This window comes from Sinomicrobium soli (assembly GCF_003285545.1).
In the GTDB taxonomy this organism is placed as follows: domain Bacteria; phylum Bacteroidota; class Bacteroidia; order Flavobacteriales; family Flavobacteriaceae; genus Sinomicrobium.
Genome location: NZ_QLNV01000021.1, coordinates 1 through 21,499, shown reverse-complemented (window position 1 = coordinate 21,499; position 21,499 = coordinate 1). Strand labels below are relative to the sequence as shown.

Annotated in this window: 14 protein-coding genes; 9 read left to right on the top strand and 5 right to left on the bottom strand. The window is 48.3% G+C overall.

What is annotated here, in order from left to right; translation table 11 throughout:
- Window positions 1-14: 14 nt before the first annotated feature.
- Entirely contained in the window at window positions 15-611 is a 597-nt protein-coding gene (locus DN748_RS17660) for an RNA polymerase sigma-70 factor (protein ID WP_161554600.1), read from the bottom strand.
- A gap of 237 nt (window positions 612-848) precedes the next feature.
- Here DN748_RS17660 and DN748_RS17655 point away from each other — a divergent pair, with 237 nt between their 5' ends.
- From DN748_RS17655 to DN748_RS17635, 5 genes are all read left to right on the top strand, one after another.
- The gene (locus tag DN748_RS17655) at window positions 849-1,976 is read left to right on the top strand and encodes a FecR family protein (protein WP_112373160.1); all 1,128 of its coding nucleotides are present in this window, start codon (window positions 849-851) and stop codon (window positions 1,974-1,976) included.
- 181 nt (window positions 1,977-2,157) lie between these two features.
- Window positions 2,158-5,796 carry a SusC/RagA family TonB-linked outer membrane protein gene (locus DN748_RS17650; RefSeq protein WP_410528321.1) on the top strand — a complete coding sequence of 1,213 codons (3,639 nt, stop codon included), beginning with the start codon at window positions 2,158-2,160 and terminating at the stop codon, window positions 5,794-5,796.
- Between the two features lie 12 nt (window positions 5,797-5,808).
- Window positions 5,809-7,296 carry a RagB/SusD family nutrient uptake outer membrane protein gene (locus DN748_RS17645; protein WP_112373159.1) on the top strand — a complete coding sequence of 496 codons (1,488 nt, stop codon included), beginning with the start codon at window positions 5,809-5,811 and terminating at the stop codon, window positions 7,294-7,296.
- A 55-nt stretch (window positions 7,297-7,351) separates the two neighbouring features.
- A complete protein-coding gene (locus DN748_RS17640; RefSeq protein ID WP_112373158.1) occupies window positions 7,352-8,200 on the top strand; it encodes a zinc-binding metallopeptidase in 849 nt (282 codons plus the stop codon).
- 8 nt (window positions 8,201-8,208) lie between these two features.
- Window positions 8,209-9,594, top strand: coding sequence for a DUF4302 domain-containing protein (locus DN748_RS17635; protein ID WP_112373157.1), 1,386 nt, complete (start codon window positions 8,209-8,211; stop codon window positions 9,592-9,594).
- Between the two features lie 581 nt (window positions 9,595-10,175).
- On the opposite strand, the gene DN748_RS17625 is transcribed toward DN748_RS17635, so the two are convergent.
- A complete protein-coding gene (locus DN748_RS17625) occupies window positions 10,176-11,024 on the bottom strand; it encodes a DUF2911 domain-containing protein (protein WP_112373155.1) in 849 nt (282 codons plus the stop codon).
- 192 nt (window positions 11,025-11,216) lie between these two features.
- Between DN748_RS17625 and DN748_RS17620 the strand changes: the two genes are divergently transcribed.
- Window positions 11,217-11,636 (top strand): thiol-disulfide oxidoreductase DCC family protein, encoded by a 420-nt coding sequence (locus DN748_RS17620; protein WP_112373154.1) that lies wholly within the window; start codon window positions 11,217-11,219, stop codon window positions 11,634-11,636.
- Between the two features lie 179 nt (window positions 11,637-11,815).
- On the opposite strand, the gene DN748_RS17615 is transcribed toward DN748_RS17620, so the two are convergent.
- On the bottom strand, window positions 11,816-13,318 hold the full coding sequence (locus DN748_RS17615; RefSeq protein ID WP_112373153.1) for an aminotransferase class V-fold PLP-dependent enzyme: 1,503 nt from the start codon (window positions 13,316-13,318) through the stop codon (window positions 11,816-11,818).
- A 95-nt stretch (window positions 13,319-13,413) separates the two neighbouring features.
- Window positions 13,414-14,802, bottom strand: a complete 1,389-nt coding sequence (glmM, locus tag DN748_RS17610; protein ID WP_112373152.1) for a phosphoglucosamine mutase — start codon at window positions 14,800-14,802, stop codon at window positions 13,414-13,416.
- A gap of 213 nt (window positions 14,803-15,015) precedes the next feature.
- Between glmM and DN748_RS17605 the strand changes: the two genes are divergently transcribed.
- The 3 genes from DN748_RS17605 to DN748_RS17595 all read left to right on the top strand — a co-directional run bounded on the left by DN748_RS17605 (window position 15,016) and on the right by DN748_RS17595 (window position 20,419).
- Complete coding sequence (locus DN748_RS17605) at window positions 15,016-15,636, top strand: acyl carrier protein phosphodiesterase (protein ID WP_112373189.1); 621 nt, start codon at window positions 15,016-15,018, stop codon at window positions 15,634-15,636.
- 11 nt (window positions 15,637-15,647) lie between these two features.
- Window positions 15,648-17,342: a gamma-glutamyltransferase gene (ggt, locus tag DN748_RS17600; protein WP_112373188.1), complete on the top strand. Its 1,695-nt coding sequence runs from the start codon at window positions 15,648-15,650 to the stop codon at window positions 17,340-17,342.
- Window positions 17,343-17,605: 263 nt separating this feature from the next.
- Window positions 17,606-20,419 (top strand): outer membrane beta-barrel protein, encoded by a 2,814-nt coding sequence (locus tag DN748_RS17595; protein WP_112373151.1) that lies wholly within the window; start codon window positions 17,606-17,608, stop codon window positions 20,417-20,419.
- A gap of 214 nt (window positions 20,420-20,633) precedes the next feature.
- On the opposite strand, the gene DN748_RS17590 is transcribed toward DN748_RS17595, so the two are convergent.
- Entirely contained in the window at window positions 20,634-21,251 is a 618-nt protein-coding gene (locus tag DN748_RS17590; RefSeq protein WP_112373150.1) for a response regulator transcription factor, read from the bottom strand.
- Window positions 21,252-21,499: the final 248 nt, after the last annotated feature.

Sequence of the window (21,499 nt, the reverse complement as noted above, 5' to 3'; positions counted from 1 at the left end):
TGTTAAAAACGATATTAGGACGCGTGAAGAACTCCGGAAAAAAGTTTTTTTCTCTTCAGGATAAGCAGGAGAATCCGCGGGGTGCCCCTCAACTTTTTTCTGATCTTTATAATGGCAATACGCAACTGGGCTTCCACGGTTTTGACCGAAATCCCGAGCCTGCCGGCAATCTCCTTATAAGACAGGCCTTCTTTCTTATTCATTTCAAATATTTTACGGCATTTCGAAGGGAGTTCCGCAATGGCTTCTTCCAGAAGTTTTACCTGCCGCAACAGCTCCTCTTCACCCAGGTCATCTACTTCTTCCAGGGCCTCTTTCCTGAGTCCCTCCAGGTAATCACTGGTCTTGCGGGCCTCCTTATACTCATCTGCAAAGAGGTTATAGGCCGTCCGGTACAGATAACTTTTGAGGGAAGTGTGAACATCGAGCTTTTTCCTCTTTTCCCAGAGGATCACGAAACTCGCCTGCACAATGTCTTCCGCAAGATTACGGTCGCGGGTATATGTGGTGATATAAGCTAACAGCGGACCGTAATAACTGTGAAACACCGCTGTAAAGGAGTCCTCGTCTCCACGGGCCAAAAAGGAATGTAATTTCGTCTTTCCTTTCATTTGTCTAATTTTTTTGCCAAACCAAAATGTGCAAAAATTTCCGCACATTCAGAAACCACGGGGACATCATTACTAAAAGGGCTTTCCCGGCATTCCATAAGCAGGTATGGAGAACAATCCGGGAAAGGGTATCACCCTCCACTTTTCGACAAAGATTAAAAAAAAATAAAATTTTTTAAGGGTTTTGCTTCATTTTTAAGTCATAGCCTAAAACCCATACCCATTTTTAGAAATTTTATGGAGAATATAATAATTAAATATTTAAACAATACCATCAGTAATGAGGAACTGGACAGCCTGGAACAATGGCTCCGGGAAGACAAAAAGAACGAAGCGTATTTCAAGGAGTTCGTACGGCAGGATTATACTACCGAATTATGGAGCGGGGGAAAACCGGGGCCGGAACAACTCCATACCATATTGAAAAAGACCCGACGATCCGGTTATCGCTTCCGGCCCGGACGATGGCTCCCATATGCCGCTGTACTGGTCATTGCTCTGGGAATATGGTATACGCTGTATACCGGTACTGTAGAAAACAGGCTCGATTACACCCCCGATCCCGTAACCCTCAGGCTCAGCGACGGTACCCTTAAGGAACTCCGGACGGAGCGCAGCGACAATATCAGGGACCCCCGGGGAAAAATCGTGATCAACCAGCGGAACAACCGGATCAATTACAGCAAGGAAAAAAGGCATGAGACTCCCGGCCTGGCCTACAACGAACTCACCGTTCCCAAAGGCAGGAGGTTCAGCGTCCTGCTTTCCGACAGCACCGAGGTATTCCTGAATTCCGGTTCCACACTGAAATTTCCCGTCAGTTTCGACCGCCAGGAATCCAGGGAGGTCTACCTGGAAGGAGAAGGTTTTTTTGCCGTGGCCAAAGACCCGGACCTTCCGTTCAGGGTGTATGCCAGCGGCGTTACCGTACAGGTACTGGGTACCCGCTTTAATGTAAGGGCATATCAGGAAGACCGGCTGGTGAAAACATCCTTGCAGGAGGGAGCGGTACAGGTGAGCTCCGCATCATCACCCGAACCGGTAACCATCGCTCCCGGGGAAGCCGCCTCGTATGACAGTGAGAGTCACAATATACGGGTCACCGATATAGATATCGAAAATGATGTAGCCTGGACCGAGAACCGGCTTGTGTTTATCGATGAACCTTTTTCGGAGGTCATCAAAAAAATAGAACGCAGTTACGGGGTAAGGATCGCAAATGAAAACAGGGAACTCAACGATGTACGCTTTTACGGAGACTTTAACATCGCTACCGAAAGCGTGGAAGATGTACTGAAGGCTTTTACCATTATCAAATTTTTCGAATATACCCTGAAAGACGACCTGGTCACCATAAAAAAATAACATACACCCCTGCCACGACGGCTTTCCGGACGATCTTCAAATAAATATAAACCATTAAAACCGACATGTCCATGACAAAAAACTGAACCGATAAAAAAAGGGAAATGCGCCAACATTTCCCTACACTCTGATCAACGATTTACAATTGCACACGAAACCATTAAAAGAGCTTTTCAAAGTTATGAAAATAAAATACCTGAAAGTGAAGCTATCACTATTTTTTGCGTTGTTTTCTGTCTTTCAGATCATAGCCCATACGGGGTACGGACAGAAAGTAGACCTTGCCCTGGACAACGTTCCCATCAAGAATGTACTGTCTGAAGTCAAGGCCAGGACAGGCTATAGTTTTTTTTACCGGGAAGATGTTCTCGATCCCGACCGCGAAGTTTCCGTTCACGTAAAGGATGCCCTGATCGAAGAAGCCCTGAATGCCATCTTCGGAAACCTTCCGGTAACCTTTGAGATCCGGGGCAAACGAATATACCTGATGAAACACCTGCCCTCCCGGGAGCAGGATACTGCATCGGCCCCGGGCCAGCAGCTTCAGGTAAGCGGTACGGTTACCGATGCACAGGGTGTTCCCCTGCCCGGGGTAACCGTTATCATAGAAGGTACTTCCAACGGGGTTACTTCCGATTTTAACGGTAATTATACCATCCTGGCCCAGCAGGGAGATATTCTGGAATTCCGGTATGTGGGGATGAAAACCCGCAAAGTTACCGTAGAAGGTGAGGAGATCAATGTAAGTCTCGAAGAAGATATTGCCGAACTGGAGGGTGTTGTAGTTACCGGTTACCAGGACATCGACAAAAAGGTCTTTACCGGGGCCTCCCAGACCATCAAGGCGGAGGAAATGAAAATAGACGGTATTATCGATGTGGGCCGGATGCTGGAAGGGCGTGCCGCGGGGGTCAATGTACAGAACGTGACCGGTACCTTCGGGGCAGCGCCCAAAATCACCATACGGGGCGGGTCGTCCATATTCGGGGATACCAAACCCCTCTGGGTGGTAGACGGGGCCGTACAGGAAGAGATCGTCAACCTGTCTTTTGACCAGCTGGTTTCCGGCGATGCCGCAACCCTGGTGAGTTCAGCCATTGCAGGACTGAATGCAAACGACATTGAAACCATAGAAATCCTCAAAGACGCCTCGGCCCTCTCCCTTTACGGTGCCAGGGCACTTAACGGGGCAGTTATCATCACGACGAAACGGGGAAAGAAAAACACCAAGAGTACGGTAACCTACCAGGGGGAATACACCGTCAGAAGCATCCCCCGGTATTCAGAATACGACCTCCTCAACTCACAGGAGACCATGGCCGTATACAAGGAAATGGAAGGCAAGGGTTTTTTAAGGCTGGCCCCTACCACACAGGGAAGATACGGAGGTGTGTATAATATCATGTACCGGGCGATCAACAACTATGATTCGGAAGACGGTTTCGGACTGGTAAACACCCCCGAGGCCAGGAACAGATTTCTTCAACAATACGAAATGGCCAATACCGACTGGTTCAAGGTGCTGTTCAGGTCATTACCCACCCAAAATCATACTCTGAGTTTTTCAGGAGGAGGAGAGAGTTCTTCCCAATACGCTTCCATAGGATATTTTTCCGATCCCGGATGGAGTATTGCAGACCGGATAAGAAGGATTACCGGTAATATCCGGAATACCTATTACTTATCCGACAAGGTCACTGCCGGACTTCTCGTTCAGGGTTCCATAAGAGAGCAGAAAGCGCCAGGTACCTATAACAGGCAGACCAATACGGTAGACGGGGAGTATACCCGGAATTTCGATATCAATCCTTTCAGCTATGCGTTGAACACAAGCCGTACACTCCGGCCCGAAGACAGCGAAGGGAACCTGGAATACTACAGGTTTAACTGGGCTCCCTTCAATATTATCAACGAGCAGAAGAACAATACTACCGATCTCCAGGTACTCGATCTCAAGCTTCAGGGTGATCTCCAGATAAAATTAAACAATGACCTGAAATACAGCTTCCTGGGCTCTGTGCGCTATGTAAAAAGCAGCAAGGAGCACAATATCACGGAAAACTCCAATGTTGCTGCAGCGTACAGGGCTAATGAGACCAAAGTGGTAGCCGACCAGAACATTTTTCTTTTTAAAGATCCGGACAATCCCACATCACTCCCCCAGGTCGCACTGCCATACGGAGGTATCTACAATAAGAATGAAGACAATTTACAGAGTTTTTACTTCAGGAATGCACTGGATTTCTCCAAAACTTTCGACAACAAACACGACCTGAAGCTGTATCTGGGCCAGGAATACAGGCATACCGACCGGGACAATAACTTCTTTACCGGTTTCGGGTACCAGTATACCCGGGGAGGGATTCCCTTTACCAACTACAGGATCTTGCAAAAAAACATCATCGACAATCTCGATTATTTCGGAAAGACCGAAGACCGTGAAAGGGGAATTGCCTTTTTTATGCAGGGCACCTACGCCTTTGACAACCGTTATGTGATCAGCGCCACCGGGAACTATGAAGGGTCCAACAAACTGGGAAGGGCTACAAGTGCCCGATGGCTGCCCACCTGGAACATCAGTGGTAAATGGAACGTTTCCAACGAGCAATTCCTGCAAGATTCGAATGTGATCTCCAACCTGTCTCTCAGGGCAGGTTACGGATTGGTTGCCGGACTGGGATCTGCCAGTAATGCCCTGGCCATTTTCCGGAATGAAATCACCAACAGGTTCAACGCAGACGACAGGGAAAATGTAATCAATATAGAAGAACTCGAAAACAGTGAACTCACCTGGGAAAAACTGTACGAGGCCAATATCGGCCTGGATATAGGTTTCCTGAATAATGATGTTTCACTGACAGTAGATGTATACCGTAAGAGATCATTCGATCTTATTGATTATGTAAGAACCACAGGCATAGGAGGCCAGGCATACAAGCTGGCCAACAATGCCGATATGCTGACCAGGGGAATAGAAGTCGCGCTCCGCACCAACAACATCAGCAGTGACCACTTTAAATGGACTTCAACGGTAAACTTTGCCTGGTTTAACCAGGAAATCACCAGGCTTCAGAACGAATCTTCCGTATTCAACCTGGTTCGCGATGTAGGAGGAAATGTAGTCGGGCGACAACGAAATTCCATTTACTCCTTTGATTTTGCCGGACTGGATGAAAGCGGACTTCCGACATACCATTATCACGACGACAGAGACCCCCTGAGAGATGCTAATTTTCAGGAAACCCAGGACATCCTGAAGTACCTCAAATATGAAGGACCTGTTGAACCCAACATTACCGGAGGATTGTCGAACACATTGAAATGGAAAAACTGGGAATTAAGTTCGCTGATCACCATGCAGGCGGGAAACAAGATAAGGTTAACCCCTGTATACTCCTCTTCGTATAACGATCTCTCCGTATTTCCCGGGGAATTCAAAAACAGGTGGCTTATCCCGGGAGATGAAAATACGACCAGTATACCGGTACTCCCGGATGGCCGTACACTCCAGAATTTTAGCGAAACCGGGAGCGACAGGGACCTGTCCAGAGCCTATAATGCCTACAATTATTCTACGGAAAGGGTTGTGGACGGATCATTCGTACGAATGAAAAATATTGCTCTTACCTACACTTTCCCTCGAAGTCTTACAGAGAAAATGGGAATGCGTACCTTTTTGCTCCGCTTTCAGACCACCAACCCTTTCCTTATATATTCTGACTCTGCACTCAACGGACAAGACCCAGAGTTTTTCAGATCCGGAGGGGTAGCTTACCCCATTACCAGACAGTACACCTTAACCCTTAACGTTGGATTCTAAAAACAGAGAAAAATGAATATATATAAAAAACACCTGTTATGGATATGCGGAGTTGCATTGCTTACTTCCTGTGACTCCTTCCTGGACGAAGTCCCTGATAACCGGACGGAATTAGACAGCGCGGAAAAAATCGGGGAATTACTGGCAGGGGCCTATCCCGAATCCTCATATTTTATGATCGCGGAAAGCATGAGCGATAATGCTACCGATATAGGATCGTCGGGTACTTCAAATATAGACCTCAACACCACGATGTATTATTGGGAAGACACTTTTGAAGACGGAAGAGATACACCTACCCATTACTGGAATGCATGTTACAGTGCCATTGCCCAGGCCAACCAGGCTTTACAGGCCATTGAAGAGCTGGAAGGCGGAGAAGCACTGGATGGTAAAAAGGGAGAAGCTTTACTTTGCAGGGCCTATGCCCATTTTATGCTTGTTACACTCTTCGGAAAAGCCTATGACCCTGAAACATCCGGGTCTGATATTGGCGTACCCATAATTACCGAACCTGAAAAAACGGTGCTGGTAGAATATGAGAGAGCTACCGTAGCGGAAGTCTACGAACAGGTGGAAAAAGACCTGACAGCAGGGCTTGAGCTTGTTACGGATGATTACGAACAACCCAAGTTTCATTTTACCAGACATGCAGCGTATGCTTTTGCTTCACGATTCTATCTCGTAAAAGGGGAATGGGAAAAGGTGATTGATTATACCACCCGCACCCTGGAAGGAAACCCTGCCAAAAATATACGGGACTGGAATTATTACCGGACACTTACATTCGACGAAACCAAACTGCGCCATCAATCCAGCGAAGAACCTACGAATCTGCTGATAGTAGGAGCAAGTTCATATTATGCCCGGCAATGGGCATCGGGAAGGTACGGAGCGAGTATAGATGTCCGCAATGAACTGTTCAGCAACTCCCATCCGCTTTCCAAAAGCTGGGCTTACAGTATTTTTGTCTATTCTTCGGTCAGGTATTTTATTCCGAAATATGAGGAATACTTTAAATACACCAATATAAGCTCGGGTATCGGGTATCCCTATGCCATGAATGTGCTATTCACCTACGACGAGGTACTGCTGAACCGGATTGAAGCAAACATCATGCTCAACAATTTTGAACCGGCCGTACAGGACATCAATGTCTACCTGTCGAAAAAGACAAGGGAATACGATCCGGAAAATGATATGTTAACACTGGATGAACTGGTCGGTTTCTATCAGCCAAAAGTTTCCCAGGACCAGTTCTCACCCCATTATACGATAGCCCAGAACCAGTTGCCCCTCATAAAATGTGTTTTAGACTGCCGGCAGCGTGAATTTCTTCACGAAGGGATCCGGTGGATCGACAACAAGAGACTGGGTATGGAGATCATCCATCTGGATTACGACGGAAATGAATACACCTTATCAAAAGATGACAACAGACGACAGCTACAGATACCGGAAATAGCGCAGGCCCTGGGCATGGAAGCTAATCCGAGATAGGAGAACCTTGTTCATTATGTTTTATACAGCTAATTTCATTAAAACACGATCAAAAATGAAAATTTTAAACACCTATATACTATACCTCCTTATCATACTTTCGGCAACTTCCTGTGATAATGAGGCCCCCATAAAAGAAAGTCAGCTCGACACCGAAACCCCCGACTTAAGTCCGCTGGACATCTGGATAAGGGAAAACTACATAAGGCCCTATAATATCGAGGTCCTGTACAAATGGGAGGACGGCGAAGTAGACCGTGGGAGATATCTTTACCCTCCTACCGAGAACAATGTACAACCCCTGATGGAAATTGTCCTCGATATCTGGATCAATTCGTACAATGAGCTCGGAGGGGACGAATTCGTTAAAGTAATGGCTCCGAGACAGGTTGTTCTTGTCGGCGGACATAATGTCAACCCGAGCGGAACCAGGACGCTGGGGCTTGCCGAATCGGGCATGAAAATCACTCTCTTCGAAGTAGATGAACTGGATCTGCAGGACAAGGAAAAGACCAGGCGTTTCTTTAAGACCATCCAGCATGAATACTGCCATATATTAAATCAGACCAAACCTTACACCCCGGAGTACGGTAAAATAACACCGGGAGGATACGACGGGAGCTGGCATCTCTTTACCGTGGAGGAAGCCAGGGAGCAGGGGTTTATCACCAATTATGCCAAATCGAACGATTTTGAGGACTTTGCCGAGATGACCTCTATCATGCTTACATACTCCAACGATGAATACGAGGCCATCCTGAACAGTATTCAAAGCGATGAAGGCCGTGCGGCCATCCGGGCAAAGGAAGATATCGTAGCCACATACTTCAGTAAGGAATGGGGGATAAATATCTATAACCTGCAGGATCTTACATTCCAGAAATTAATCGAACTGACAAACTAAACCGGAATATGATGAAGACAAACAAATTACAGGTCAAACTCTGGTATGCCCTGATCATCTGGGGGATTATAATATCCTGTAATGATGATAACGGAGCCGATAATCTTTTCGAAGACAACACGACGGAACGGATCAGTAATGCGCAAAACGAACTCAGAACAACACTGCTGTCTGCCGAAAACGGGTGGAAAATGGTATACTTCCCCACCGATGACGAATTCGGGGGATTTACCATCCTGATGAAATTCAATACAGACGGGACGGTAGACATGACTTCAGACATCGACGAAAATACCGATATGGTAACGAGCAGTTACGATATCGATTACGGGGCTACGGTAAAGCTGAACTTTGCAACCAAAAACCACCTCCATAAACTGGTCGATTCCTATTACCCCGAAGCCCTGAGAGGAACGGGATACAAAGGAAGCGGAGAATTCCTGTTCTACGGTACGGACGAAGAGAGTAATGTAGTATTCAGGTCTGTCCGGGACAAGGAACATGAGAATATCACCTTTCACAGGGCAGATGCGGCAGACTGGGAGTCTGCCATTGAAAACGGGCGGGACACCGGGGTCAGGCTTGAAGGGATTCCTTCCGACCCGGTATTCCGGGGCGTAGTTATTACGGCCAACGGAGAAGAAACCTTATACCCGTTCTCCTACGATCAACTGAGAAGATATGTCAGTATATCCGGTACTTCCTCGGAAGGAAAAATAACGGATAAATCCTTCGGAGTAGCCTTTGCCCCTGATAAACTACTCCTTTCACCTTCACTTGAACTGGAAGAAGATACTTTTTCGGAATTTGAATGGAAAGAGGCCGAGGAGAAATTTGTATCTCAAGGCAATACCGGAATAACTGCCGAGATTAAATTTCTCGACCGGCCGGTATTTATTACAGACGATTATCTCCTGATCTACGATATGGCCCGGGGCGGGCACGACAGGTTCAGCTATCGTGACGATACACTGGCAGAGACGCCATATACCTCTGAGGCCTATAAAGAATTGTTCAATGAAGCAAGAGATAACTTTGCGGCTACCCAGGGAGGGCGCGAAATATACCGGTTTGAAATATTGTTCGACAGTGAAACTGAAGGACGCGTAAGGTATCTCTATTATTCCGGGTCCAGTTCCTTCAGCCTGTACCACAATTTTACCTGGGAAGTGGTTGACCAGAAAATCCTGATCAGCGACAACGGATGGGATGATCTCAATTTTAACCCCGGCAGGGAAACAGCCCTCGCACCCATAGACCAGATGATCTTTAACAGTGAAGGTTTATTTGTGGAGCAGGTTCCCGAAACATTCACCTACAGCAACCAGGTATATACATTTATCGCTGCAGACGGGGCCACGGTCAGGTTCCCTACTTATGCCGCCGTACAGTAACAGCAAAAATATATAACTACCCCAAAATAAACTTTGTTCTCATGTTTTATTAAGTTTATTTTAACCGGGCTGCTCCTCAGATGACGGGGCGGCCCTTCTTTTCCCGCCCCGCTGTACAAAAACGGTATAACCGCCGGGACTTGCTGCAAATTATGAAATGAAACAAACATGAATAAATCTTAATCATTATACTGTATTAAACCTCATTTCTATTTATACAAACATGATACAATGAAGTGGAAAAAAAGACTAAAATCTATCATCCTCATCGGAAGTATATATGCCGGGATACTGTTTTTATTCGACTATCTCTCGGAAGACAAACTGCACAGCATAATCAGATATATTATCCAGGGAATGCTTTTTGGTATTATATTTCATTTTTTCTGGGGGGGTAGGCAAACGCGGAATAATACAATGGGTAACGGATCACCCCTGCCAAAAGCGGATAAAATAGAGGATGATGCTGATCCCGGAAAAAAACCGGAAAATTAAACCCTGCTCTGCCCGGGTACAAAAAATCCGTACCAGCCCATGTCCCGGGCCCGGTACGGATTTTATTTTGTATTGAAATGCTCAGCTTACAATGCTCCCCATTCCTTCAGGCTGTCGGTATTGAGCTTTACATAGTCCGGATTACCGGCTTTTTTCGCCGCTTCCAGCGAGGCTTTTGCGGCTTCTACAGCCCCATTCTTATCCCCGGATTTCGCGTAGATCAATGATTTTTGCCGCAACATCCAGTACGGCACATCCTGCTGCATGGATACGGCCTTGTCTATCCACTCCTTTGCCTTGCCGATGTCCTTGCCGGCCTCCATATAATACACGGCTGCTGACATGTAATCACGGGCGGAAGGCCCGTTAAGCGTATTTTCGATACTGGCTGTCGCCTTCTTTTCGGTGGGTACCTCTATGGTTACCCCCACATAGGTTTTCTCCCACATGATCCCCAGTTCTGCCGAATTGTTGGTAATGTCGCCCAGCAAAATGGTAAACGAGGTGATATCGAAGGGAAGCGTATCAGGGCTTACCGTCGTTTTAAGGGCTACTTTGCTTTCGTCCCACTCCTGCGGGTTTCCCCAGTTGCCGGTATCGGAATAGAAAATGACCTCCCAGGATGTTTTTCCCGGAATGGTATACAGGGCATAAGTTCCTTTTTTGAGAGACTTCCCCCCTATGGTCACGTCGTCACCAAAGGTAACCCGGGTATTTTCGTTGGCCCCGGTCCGCCATACCTCCCCGTAAGGAACGAGGTTGCCGAAAACCGTCCTCCCCCTCATGGCCGGGCGGGAGTATGAAACGGTAATATCGGTAAGTCCTACCTGCTGTTCTATTTTTGCCGCAGGGCTTGCAGCGGGGGTCTGTACCTGTGCTGCTGCCGTAAAACAGGCCAGGGCAAACCCGAAAAAGGAAATAATCTGTTTTTTCATGGATGTGTTTTTTGGTAATTAAATATGCTTAGTTTATAATAACACGCTAAAGATAGGAAGAATTACCATTTCGGAATAAGGAATACCGGATTCGGCAGCAGAATTCTGACCCGGCTTTCATTCTGTCGGTTGCCACAGGCCTGTAGCCGTTATTTTGCCGTATCTTTGTATTTGCAATTTGCCGGAATAAATATGAACGGATCAGAAAACAGCAAAAAGATCATACTGTTCGACGGGGTGTGCAACCTGTGCAACAACGCTGTCCTGTTTGTCGTCAAAAGGGACAGGAAAGACATTTTCCGTTTCGCCTCGCTGCAAAGTGACACCGGGCAAAAGATGCTTGCCGAGCGGGGAATTGACCAGGATGAAACAGATTCCATCGTCCTTATAGAACCCGGAGTGGCCTACTACACCCGCTCGGAGGCCGCTATCGGGATCGCCTCCTCGCTCGGAGGACTATGGCCTTCCGTCCGGATATTCCGGTACCTGCTGCCTTCCGGGCTGCGGGACAGGCTCTATAATTTTATAGCGAAAAACAGGTATAAATGGTACGGCAAAAAAGAGCAGTGCATGATCCCTACTCCTGAACTCAGGGCTAAATTTATAGCGTAGTTATGAAGTCGGGAGTTGTTATTCTCCCGAGCATCGGGATAGGAGAACCCCGAAGGGCTCAACACAGTTAAATCTCCGGGGGTTCCGTTATGCTGTTAAAGTTCCTTTGGGCTGGGTCGGAGATTCTTCACTGCGTTCTGAATGACAGCTTCCAAACTTTCGACTTCGAACTTCACCCCTCAAAACTCAAACCAGGACTTCACCATTCCTCCCGTATCCGCGGCATGCGATTTGTGAAGGAATTCATTCCTGGATTTATCGTAGACATAGTCCTCCGCCCACTCCCTGTGATGTTCCGCGAGAGCGCGGATACTCTCGCACACATACCGTATTTCGTCGCAGCTCAGTGTAGGGTGGATGGACATACGTATCCATCCCGGTTTCCTGATCAGGTCGCCCAGGCTGATCTCCTCCACCAGTTTGCTGGAAGTCTCCTGGTCTACGTGCAGCAGGTAATGCCCGTAAGTCCCGGCACAACTGCACCCTCCCCTGGTCTGTATCCCGAAACGGTCGTTGAGGAGCTTGACCCCGAGGTTGTAATGCAGGTCGTCGATAAAGAACGACAACACCCCCAGCCTGTTCTTGTGCTGCGGGGCCAGTATCTTTACATTGGGAATATCGGAAAGGAAATTAAATACCTGTTCCAGGATCTCGTGTTCCCGGTCCAGGATATTCCTTACCCCCATCTGCTCTTTCAGCCGGATGGAGAGGGCCGTTTTTATGGCCTGTAAGAAGCCGGGAGTTCCCCCGTCTTCCCTTTCTTCTATGTTTTCTATGTATTTGTGTTCCCCCCACGGGTTGGTCCACGTCACCGTACCCCCACCCGGAGAATCGGGGATCATGTTCTTGTACAGTTTTTTATTAAACAGCAAAACGCCCGAAGTTCCGGGCCCCCCGAGAAACTTATGGGGCGAAAAGAAGATGGCATCGAGCGAGGCTTCTTCGTCTTCCGGATGCATGTCTATATCCACATAAGGCGCAGAACACGCAAAATCCACAAAGCAGACCCCGCCGTGGCGGTGCATGACCTTGGCGATATCGTGGTAAGGGGTCTGTATTCCCGTAACATTGCTACAGCCGGTTATCGAGGCTATCTTTAAAGGCCGGTCGCGGTGTTTGTCCAGCAGTTCCAGGAGGTGGTCCATACAGAACAGCCCCTCCCCGTCTGCGGGGATCACCTCTACAATGGCCATGGTCTCCAGCCAGGAAGTCTGGTTGGAATGGTGTTCCATATGGGTCACAAAAACCACCGGGCGCATGTCGTCAGGGATCTCCGTATGTTTCCGGAGGTTCTCCGGCACCTTAAGCCCGAGAATACGCTGAAACTTGTTGATCACCCCGGTCATCCCGCTACCCGAGGTAATGAGTATATCGTCTTCCCTGCCGTTAACGTGTTCCTTGATGATATGCCTGGCCTCGTGGTACGCCAGGGTCATTGCCGTTCCGGATACCGTGGTCTCGGTATGGGTATTGGCCACATAAGGGCCGAAGTCCCGCAGCAGTTTTTCCTCTATGGGGCGATACAACCGCCCGCTCGCAGTCCAGTCGGTATACACGATACGTTTAGTTCCGTAAGGAGATTCGAATTCCTGGTCGATCCCTACGATATTGTCCCGGAAGGGTTTGAAATACGCTTCCAGCTCGGTGCGGAATATTTTGGATCCTTCTGCTGTTGTTACCATAATACCTGTTTTATTGTTGGGTTATTGGGTTATTCGGTTACTGGGTTACTGGGTTATTCAGGCAGTACGCATGAAATAAATAACCTATTAACCTATTAACCGACCAAGCCCCCGATCTCAGCGATGATCTTATCCGCAAGTACATCGGCCTCTTCCTGGCTTTTGGCTTCGGTATAGACACGGATAATGGGCTCTGTATTAGACTTCCTGAGATGTACCCAGTTTTCGGGAAAATCAATCTTGACCCCGTCTATGGTCGATATCTTTTCGTGTTTATAACGCGCTTCCATTTCCTTTAAAAGGGCGTCCACATCGATCTGCGGGGTAAGTTCTATTTTCTTTTTACTCATAAAATACGCAGGATAGCCCGCTCTCAGTTCGCTTACCTTTACTTTTTTCTCTGCCAGCAGGGAAAGGAAGAGCGCCACTCCCACCAGGGCATCCCGCCCGTAGTGGAGTTCGGGATAAATGATCCCGCCATTGCCTTCGCCCCCGATAACGGCATCGGTCTCTTTCATCAGGGCCACTACGTTCACCTCTCCTACCGCACTGGCCTGATAGCTTCCCCCGTGCTTCCGGGCAATATCGCTCAGGGCCCTGGTCGACGACATATTGGATACCGTATTCCCGGGGGTCCTGCCCAGAACATAATCGGCACAGGCCACCAGGGTATACTCTTCCCCGAACATTTCACCGTCTTCACTCATAAAGGCCAGCCGGTCTACATCGGGGTCTACCACAATACCGAGGTCGGCTTTTTCCTTTACCACCAGTTCCGAAATATCGGTAAGGTGCTCCTTCAGGGGTTCCGGGTTATGGGGAAAATGGCCGTCGGGCTCGCAGTAAAGCTTTATTACTTCCACTCCCAGTCTTTCGAGCAGGCGCGGAATGACAATCCCCCCGGTAGAGTTTACCCCGTCTACCACCACCCTGAACCGGGCTTCTTTTATGGCCGGGGCATTGACCAGGGATAATTTTAATACCTCGTCGATATGGATGTCTATATAGGCTTCGTTAAGGCTCACCTTCCCGAGATGGTCCACATCGGCAAACTCGAATTCCTCTGCCGCTGCGAGTTCCAGTATCCTGGCCCCCTGTGCCGCATTGAGGAATTCCCCTTTATGGTTCAGCAGTTTCAGGGCATTCCACTGCTTGGGGTTATGGCTGGCGGTCAGTATAATCCCGCCATCGGCATGTTCCAGGGGTACGGCCACTTCCACGGTAGGAGTGGTAGACAGGTCGAGTTTTACCACGTTTATGCCGAGCCCGGTAAGCGTCCGGATCACCAGTTCCTGTATCATTTCGCCGGATATACGGGCATCCCTGCCGATAACCACTTTGAGCTTTTCCTTCCCCGGGTTCTCCCCCTTCAGCCAGGTCCCGTAGGCTGCGGCAAATTTAACGGTATCTATGGGGGTAAGGTTATCTCCCGGAACTCCTCCTATGGTGCCCCGTATCCCGGATATGGATTTGATCAATGTCATTTCTGAATTTCTTTTTTTATGTTTTAATCAGAGCTTGTCTGAACAACCCCTTAACTTGTACTGCGTCAAAACGGAACAAATATACAATTATATACGCAGGATGTCCCATACTGTTTTAATCCGTTTTAACATCTTTTTTCCCGCCTGTCCTACCGTACTGTGAAAATTCTGCCATCACCGGGAACCGGAATGCTTTTTTCGTATATTCGGAAAATGAATTTTCTCGCACATATATATCTTTCCGGAGATGATGAACTCCTCCGTATCGGCAACTTTATCGCCGACGGCATCAAGGGTAGAAAATACCTGGAGTTTCCCCCGGGAGTACAGAAGGGAATACTCCTGCACCGCCATATAGACACCTTTACCGACCAGCACCCCATAGTGCGGCGGAGCACACGGCGGCTCCATCCGGGATACGGCCATTACAGCGGGGTGATCGTAGATATGTTTTACGATCATTTCCTGGCCGCCAATTGGAAAGACTATTCCGCCATCCCCCTCGAGGATTTTGTGGAAGGTTTCTATAACACCCTGGAAAAACACTACGATATTCTCCCGGAACGCACGAGAAACATGATGCCCGTGATGATACGGGAAAACTGGCTCTGCAGTTACGCTTCACCGGAAGGCCTGGGATATATCCTCGAACAGATGAACCGCAGGACCAAAAACCGCTCGCAGATGCACCTGGCCATCGGCGACCTCAAAAGGCACTACAGGCTGTTTGAAGAGGAATTCACTCTCTTTTTTAAGGAGCTGATGGAGTTCACACAGGCCCGGATAAGCGAAACCGGTATTAAAAAGGAAACGGGAGATCCCGGCACTTCATAATTTTGAGCAGGATGAGAAAAACATATTCGCAGGTAGCTCTTTACCTATCGATCTTTTTCCTTATTGCGGGTTGCAGGACCCGGCATGTTTCCTCCGGACTGGTCACGGAAAAGGCCATGGTGGTCTCTGCCCGGGAAGAAGCCTCTGCCATTGGGGTCGAGATCCTGAAAAAAGGGGGCAATGCCTTCGATGCCATGGTAGCTACCGAACTCGCTCTTGCCGTGGCTTATCCCTTTGCCGGCAACCTGGGAGGCGGCGGTTTTATGGTATACAGAAAGGCCGATGGAGAAACCGGCGCCCTGGATTACAGGGAAAAAGCCCCCCTGGCTGCACACAAGGACATGTACCTGGACAGCCTGGGCAACGTGATCCCCGGAAAAAGCACCCTGGGTGCAATGTCTGTCGGGGTTCCCGGAACGGTGGCCGGGGTTGCCGAGGTACACCGGAAGCTGGGTTCCCTGCCGTTTCACGAGATCCTGGAACCGGTAATACGCCTGGCAGAAAAAGGGGTTGCAGTCACTGCAAAGCAGGAAAAAAACCTCGAAAGGAACCGGGAGCTGTTTATCGAAGTAAACGGCGACAGTACCTTTTTTTCCACGCCCTTTCACCAGGGAGATACCATAAAGTACCCTGCCCTGGCCCGGACCCTGAAACGGATACAGAAAGAAGGCCGGGACGGGTTTTACCGGGGGGAAACAGCCCGGAAACTGGCTGCTTTTATCCGGAATACGGGAGGGATCATTACCGAAGAGGATCTCGCCCGGTACCAGGCCACATGGCGGACACCCGTTACTTTTGATTACGGTGACCTCAGGATAATCTCCATGTCCCCGCCGAGCAGCGGGGGGATTACCCTTGCACAGATCATGAAAATGATAGCCCCCTATCCCCTTGAAGAATTCGGGCACAATTCGGTAAAAAGCATACAGCTCATTACCGAGGCAGAACGAAGGGCCTACGCCGACAGGAACCATTTCCTCGGCGATCCGGACTTTGTACACATCCCACAAGACAGCCTGCTGAGCAGCCACTACCTGCAGCGGCGCATGCAGGACTTTTCTTTTGAACATGCCACGAGATCATCAGATGTGGGCCACGGGGAAATACAGCTTACCGAAAGTGATGAGACCACCCATTATTCCATAGTGGATGCCTTTGGCAATGCGGTATCGGCCACCACCACATTAAACGGGGCCTACGGTTCCAAACTGTACAGCGATGAACTCGGTTTTTTCCTCAATAACGAAATGGACGATTTCAGTGCCAAACCCGGCGTACCCAATATGTTCGGGCTTACCGGTACAGAAGCAAACAGTATAGCCCCCGAAAAACGCATGCTGAGTTCCATGACCCCGACCATAGTGGAAAAACACGGTAAACTCTGGATGGTAGTCGGTACCCCGGGAGGATCTACCATTATAACATCGGTATTGCAAACCATTCTCAATGTCTACGAATACGGTATGGGGATGCAGGAGGCTGTCGATGCCCCCAGGTTTCACCACCAGTGGCTGCCGGACACCATTACTTTCGAACCCGGGGCCTTCTCTCCCGGGATACTGGACAGCCTGAAACAAAAAGGGTACCTGATCAACGAAGAATACACCCCCGTACTGGGCAAGGTAGATGCCATCCTTATACTTCCCGGCCATACCCTGGAAGGGGGCGCCGATAAAAGGGGGGACGATTCCGCCGCAGGATATTAACGCGGGCAGACCATTCCCGATATTTAAAATAATGTTAAAATCACCTCTCTCTTTAAACCTGCCGTAAATTGTAAAGTCTAAACAAAGCCAACCGGATAACACTGAACTCGTCCCGGGTTGTTCCATTCAGGCGAAAAGCCGCTCAAGACGAGTTCACTAATACTGTGTTAAACAATATTAATATTATGATAAGGAAATAGGAATACTTCAGGAATACCATTAATATAGCCAATCACAATCACGTAAATCACATCACCGTAATAATGCACCAGAAAATACTTTTACTGTCCCTCACCCTTTTGTCTACCTATGCCGTACTGTCTCAGAACACCGTGGAAATCAGGGGAAAAATCACCGACGCCTCCGACAATTCAGACCTGGAATCCGCAACCGTATACCTGTCGTCCGTAAAAGATTCTACCGTGATCAATTACACGACCAGTAACCGCAACGGGGAGTTTCTCCTGGAAGTCAGAAAAACCGATGTTCCGACCTATCTCAAGATATCTTTTATAGGCTATCGCATGTATTCCAGGCAATTGGACAAGATAGATGCTTCCGTAGATCTCGGTACCATAAAGTTACAGGAAAACGCCGACCGGCTGGATGAAGTGGTCGTACAGGGCGAAGCCCCTCCTATCAGGGTAAAGCAGGACACCCTGGAATTCAATGCAGCTTCCTTTAAGGTACGACCCGATGCCAATGTAGAAGGGCTCCTGAAACAGCTTCCGGGAGTGGAGATCGATATAGACGGAAAAATGACCGTAAACGGCAAAGAGGTAGATAAAGTACTGGTAGACGGAAAGGCATTTTTCGGGGAAGACGGCAAAATAGCCACCAAGAACCTGCCTTCGGACATCATTGAAAAAATACAGGTCTCCGATACCAAGACCAAGGAAGAAGAGCTTTCCGGGGAAATGGCCAGTTCGGAAAACAAGACGATAAACCTGACCATAAAGGAAGGCAAGAACAAGGGATATTTCGGCCGTGCGGCGGGCGGTTACGGTACGGACGACCGGTATGAAGGCAACCTGTTCTTCAATTATTTCAACGAGGACCAGCGGATCAGCGTACTGGGAAGTTCCAACAACATTAACAGTATCGGGTTTTCCATGGACGAAATATTCGATGCCATGGGCGGCGGACGTAATGTCTGGGCCGGCGGAGACGGCGGAGTGAATATAAACGGGATATCCTTCGGGTCTACCGGGTCCGGAATCACTACCTCGCATATGGGCGGGATTACCTTTGCCGATAACTTTTTCGGAGAAAAGCTCGAAGCCGACGGCAGTTATTTTTACAGCCAGACCAACCGGGAAAATGACAATCGTACCGAACAGACCAACCTCACCCCCCAGGGAGAGTTTATTACCAACTCCGAAAGCCATACCGAAAACGAATCCCGGAGCCATGCCTTTAATGCCAACCTGGAATTTGATCTCGACTCGCTGACTACCATAGGGTTCATTCCGGATATCAACATGACCGAAACCAGTTCCGGCTCGTCCCAGACCTCGGTCTCCACGGACGAGAACGGCGACCTGCTCAACGAAAGCGAATCGGTCAGTAACAGGAACAATACCAACAACGATTTCGGTTCGAGACTGTTTATCATCAAACGGTTCCGGAAAAAGGGGCATTACCTCAACTTCCGATTCAACAACAACAACTCTGAAAACGAATCGGAAGGCTTCGACCAGTCGTCTACCGTATTCCACCAGAATGACGAGCCCGACGATATACGGAACCAGAGAACGTTCAACAACAACAAGACAGACCGCTACTCCCTAAGCCTCAGGTATACCCTTCCCCTGACCGATTCGATAAGGGCATCGGCCGGGATGTCTTATAATACCAATAAAAATACCACAAACCGCGAAACATTCAACTTCGAGGAAAGTACGGGCGACTTTACCGACCGGAATGACGAGTTGTCCCGTTACATTACATCGAAGCAGAATGATCTCAATCCCTATGTCAATTTTCAGCTGAGAAAACACAACCTGAGGGGGCGGCTGAACCTGGGGATGAACTTTACACAATACGACAATGCTTCCCTCTATATGGGAGAGGAAATAAAACTGAAAGAACAGTATATCTACCCGGAAATCCGCGGTAACCTCAGGTATGAAACAGGCAAGGGAAAAACCTGGAACATGGACTACAACTACAATGTCTCCCCTCCCCCGGCATCCCAGCTGTTACCCGTGGAAGACCTTTCCAACCCCCTGAGGACCACTATAGGTAATCCGGACCTGGACCCTACCAGGTCACATTCCATCAACTTCGGGTTCAACAATTATGACTTTGCCAAAAGAAGGGGAATATTCACCTTCATGCGGTTTAACTATGACGAAAACAATATCGTATCAGTCACCGAATACGACGAAAACTATAAAAGTACGACGACCTATAAGAACATAGACGGCACCTACAACTCCAGCCTGGGTGCTTTCTGGAGCAAATCGTATAAAAAAGGGGAAAGCACTTTTCAATACCGGTTGGGGGCACGTGCAAACCTCAGCCTGAACAAGGGGATCACCAATAACGAAGGGTTCAAGTCAAGGAACCTCTCTTTGAGCCCGTCTACTTCCCTTGCCTGGGAATACGGCGAACTGCTGACTGTCGAACCCTCCTATAATTTTAATTACAACCAGTCGTCCTACACCAATTACAACATAGACCGGACGTCCAACTTCCGTCACAACTTCAGGATACAGACCACTTCCTACTGGCCTGAAAATGTGGTTTTCGGGAACGACTTCGGGTATACCTACAATTCCAATATAGCCGACGGGTTCCGGAAATCGTTCTGGCTCTGGAACAGCAGTATCGGGTATAATTTCTACAAGGATAAAATGACGTTCAAGATCAAGGTATACGATCTGCTCGACCAGAATGTAGGCACCATGCGGAACATTTCCGAATCGTATATCCAGGACGTCGAGAACACGGTACTGAAACGCTATTTCATGTTCTCCCTGAATGTAAAACTCGACAAGTTCGGCGGGTCGTCAAAGCAGGAACGCGGTCCGGGAAGACGTGAAGGAAGAGGACGTTACCGCAGGGCCTTCTGACCACAGGCCGGACCCCGGAACAACACCCTGTTATATGGAGCAACTTACCATAGACACGTCATGGGTAGCGAAGCCCCGTCCCGACCCTTCCCTTGGTCGGGGAAAGAATCTCCACCCCGGACTAAAGGATATTCAACAGCATCACCAAAAACCCGGAAATCCCTCAACTATGCTCGGGATGACAGGCCACTGCAGTCAGGAAGACAGTGACGGGCTACAAAAAAACCTTGTTGCGGATGGCCCATGAAAGCAGCGCCCCGTAATGTGAAGGCAGATCGAGTTTCTTCCTGATATTCGTCTTCAGCTTTTCCACATTCTTCTCACTGCAACACAATACCCCGGCTATGCTTTTATTGGTATTTCCCTCTACCATGAGCTTCAATACCTCTATTTCTCTCGGGGTTAGTGTATGCGATTCATTATCTGCCTGGTCCAGCTGTTTACGGATTTCAGTCGACACATAGTTCTCTCCCCTGCAAACGGCCTCTATACACGCTTTGAATTCCTCCGTGCTACAGCCCTTTACCAGGTAGGCAGATGCCCCGGCTTTCATGGCCTTTTCATAATAGGATATGGAATCGTGCATGGTAAGCACTATAAATCTGGTATCAGACTTTTCCCTGTTTAACACCTTCATGACCTCAAACCCGTCCATATGCGGCATGGTGATATCCAGGAATGCCACATCCGGCTGGTAATGCCTGATCTTTTCCACAGCCTCATTGCCGTCTCCGGCTTCAGCTACTACCATAATGTCGGAAAACCTGGAAAGAATAAGCCGTAAGCCCTCTCTGACTACGACGTGGTCATCGGCGAGTAAAATTTTAATCATAAACGGTTGTTTGGTTAGGATGATTTACTAATCAAGATTAAAACTAAGGGGGAGGTCTCATTATCGTTTTTTATATATGCGCATCAATGACAATACGAAAGTAAAATTAATTTTAAATTCTCAAATAAACATGATTTATATCAATTCAGTACTTTAGTATAGATAAAATGACATTAGTGGGCACTTAAAACCCATTGATTTTCAATTGATTATTTTTTAGTTCTTTGATATTCTTGTAATCGCAATCA

Coding starts and splice junctions, on each gene's coding strand:
- DN748_RS17660 (WP_161554600.1), bottom strand. CDS start 611: ATGAAAGGAAAGACGAAATTACATTCCTTTTTGGCCCGTGGAGACGAG.
- DN748_RS17655 (WP_112373160.1), top strand. CDS start 849: ATGGAGAATATAATAATTAAATATTTAAACAATACCATCAGTAATGAG.
- DN748_RS17650 (WP_410528321.1), top strand. CDS start 2,158: ATGAAAATAAAATACCTGAAAGTGAAGCTATCACTATTTTTTGCGTTG.
- DN748_RS17645 (WP_112373159.1), top strand. CDS start 5,809: ATGAATATATATAAAAAACACCTGTTATGGATATGCGGAGTTGCATTG.
- DN748_RS17640 (WP_112373158.1), top strand. CDS start 7,352: ATGAAAATTTTAAACACCTATATACTATACCTCCTTATCATACTTTCG.
- DN748_RS17635 (WP_112373157.1), top strand. CDS start 8,209: ATGATGAAGACAAACAAATTACAGGTCAAACTCTGGTATGCCCTGATC.
- DN748_RS17625 (WP_112373155.1), bottom strand. CDS start 11,024: ATGAAAAAACAGATTATTTCCTTTTTCGGGTTTGCCCTGGCCTGTTTT.
- DN748_RS17620 (WP_112373154.1), top strand. CDS start 11,217: ATGAACGGATCAGAAAACAGCAAAAAGATCATACTGTTCGACGGGGTG.
- DN748_RS17615 (WP_112373153.1), bottom strand. CDS start 13,318: ATGGTAACAACAGCAGAAGGATCCAAAATATTCCGCACCGAGCTGGAA.
- glmM (WP_112373152.1), bottom strand. CDS start 14,802: ATGACATTGATCAAATCCATATCCGGGATACGGGGCACCATAGGAGGA.
- DN748_RS17605 (WP_112373189.1), top strand. CDS start 15,016: ATGAATTTTCTCGCACATATATATCTTTCCGGAGATGATGAACTCCTC.
- ggt (WP_112373188.1), top strand. CDS start 15,648: ATGAGAAAAACATATTCGCAGGTAGCTCTTTACCTATCGATCTTTTTC.
- DN748_RS17595 (WP_112373151.1), top strand. CDS start 17,606: ATGCACCAGAAAATACTTTTACTGTCCCTCACCCTTTTGTCTACCTAT.
- DN748_RS17590 (WP_112373150.1), bottom strand. CDS start 21,251: ATGATTAAAATTTTACTCGCCGATGACCACGTCGTAGTCAGAGAGGGC.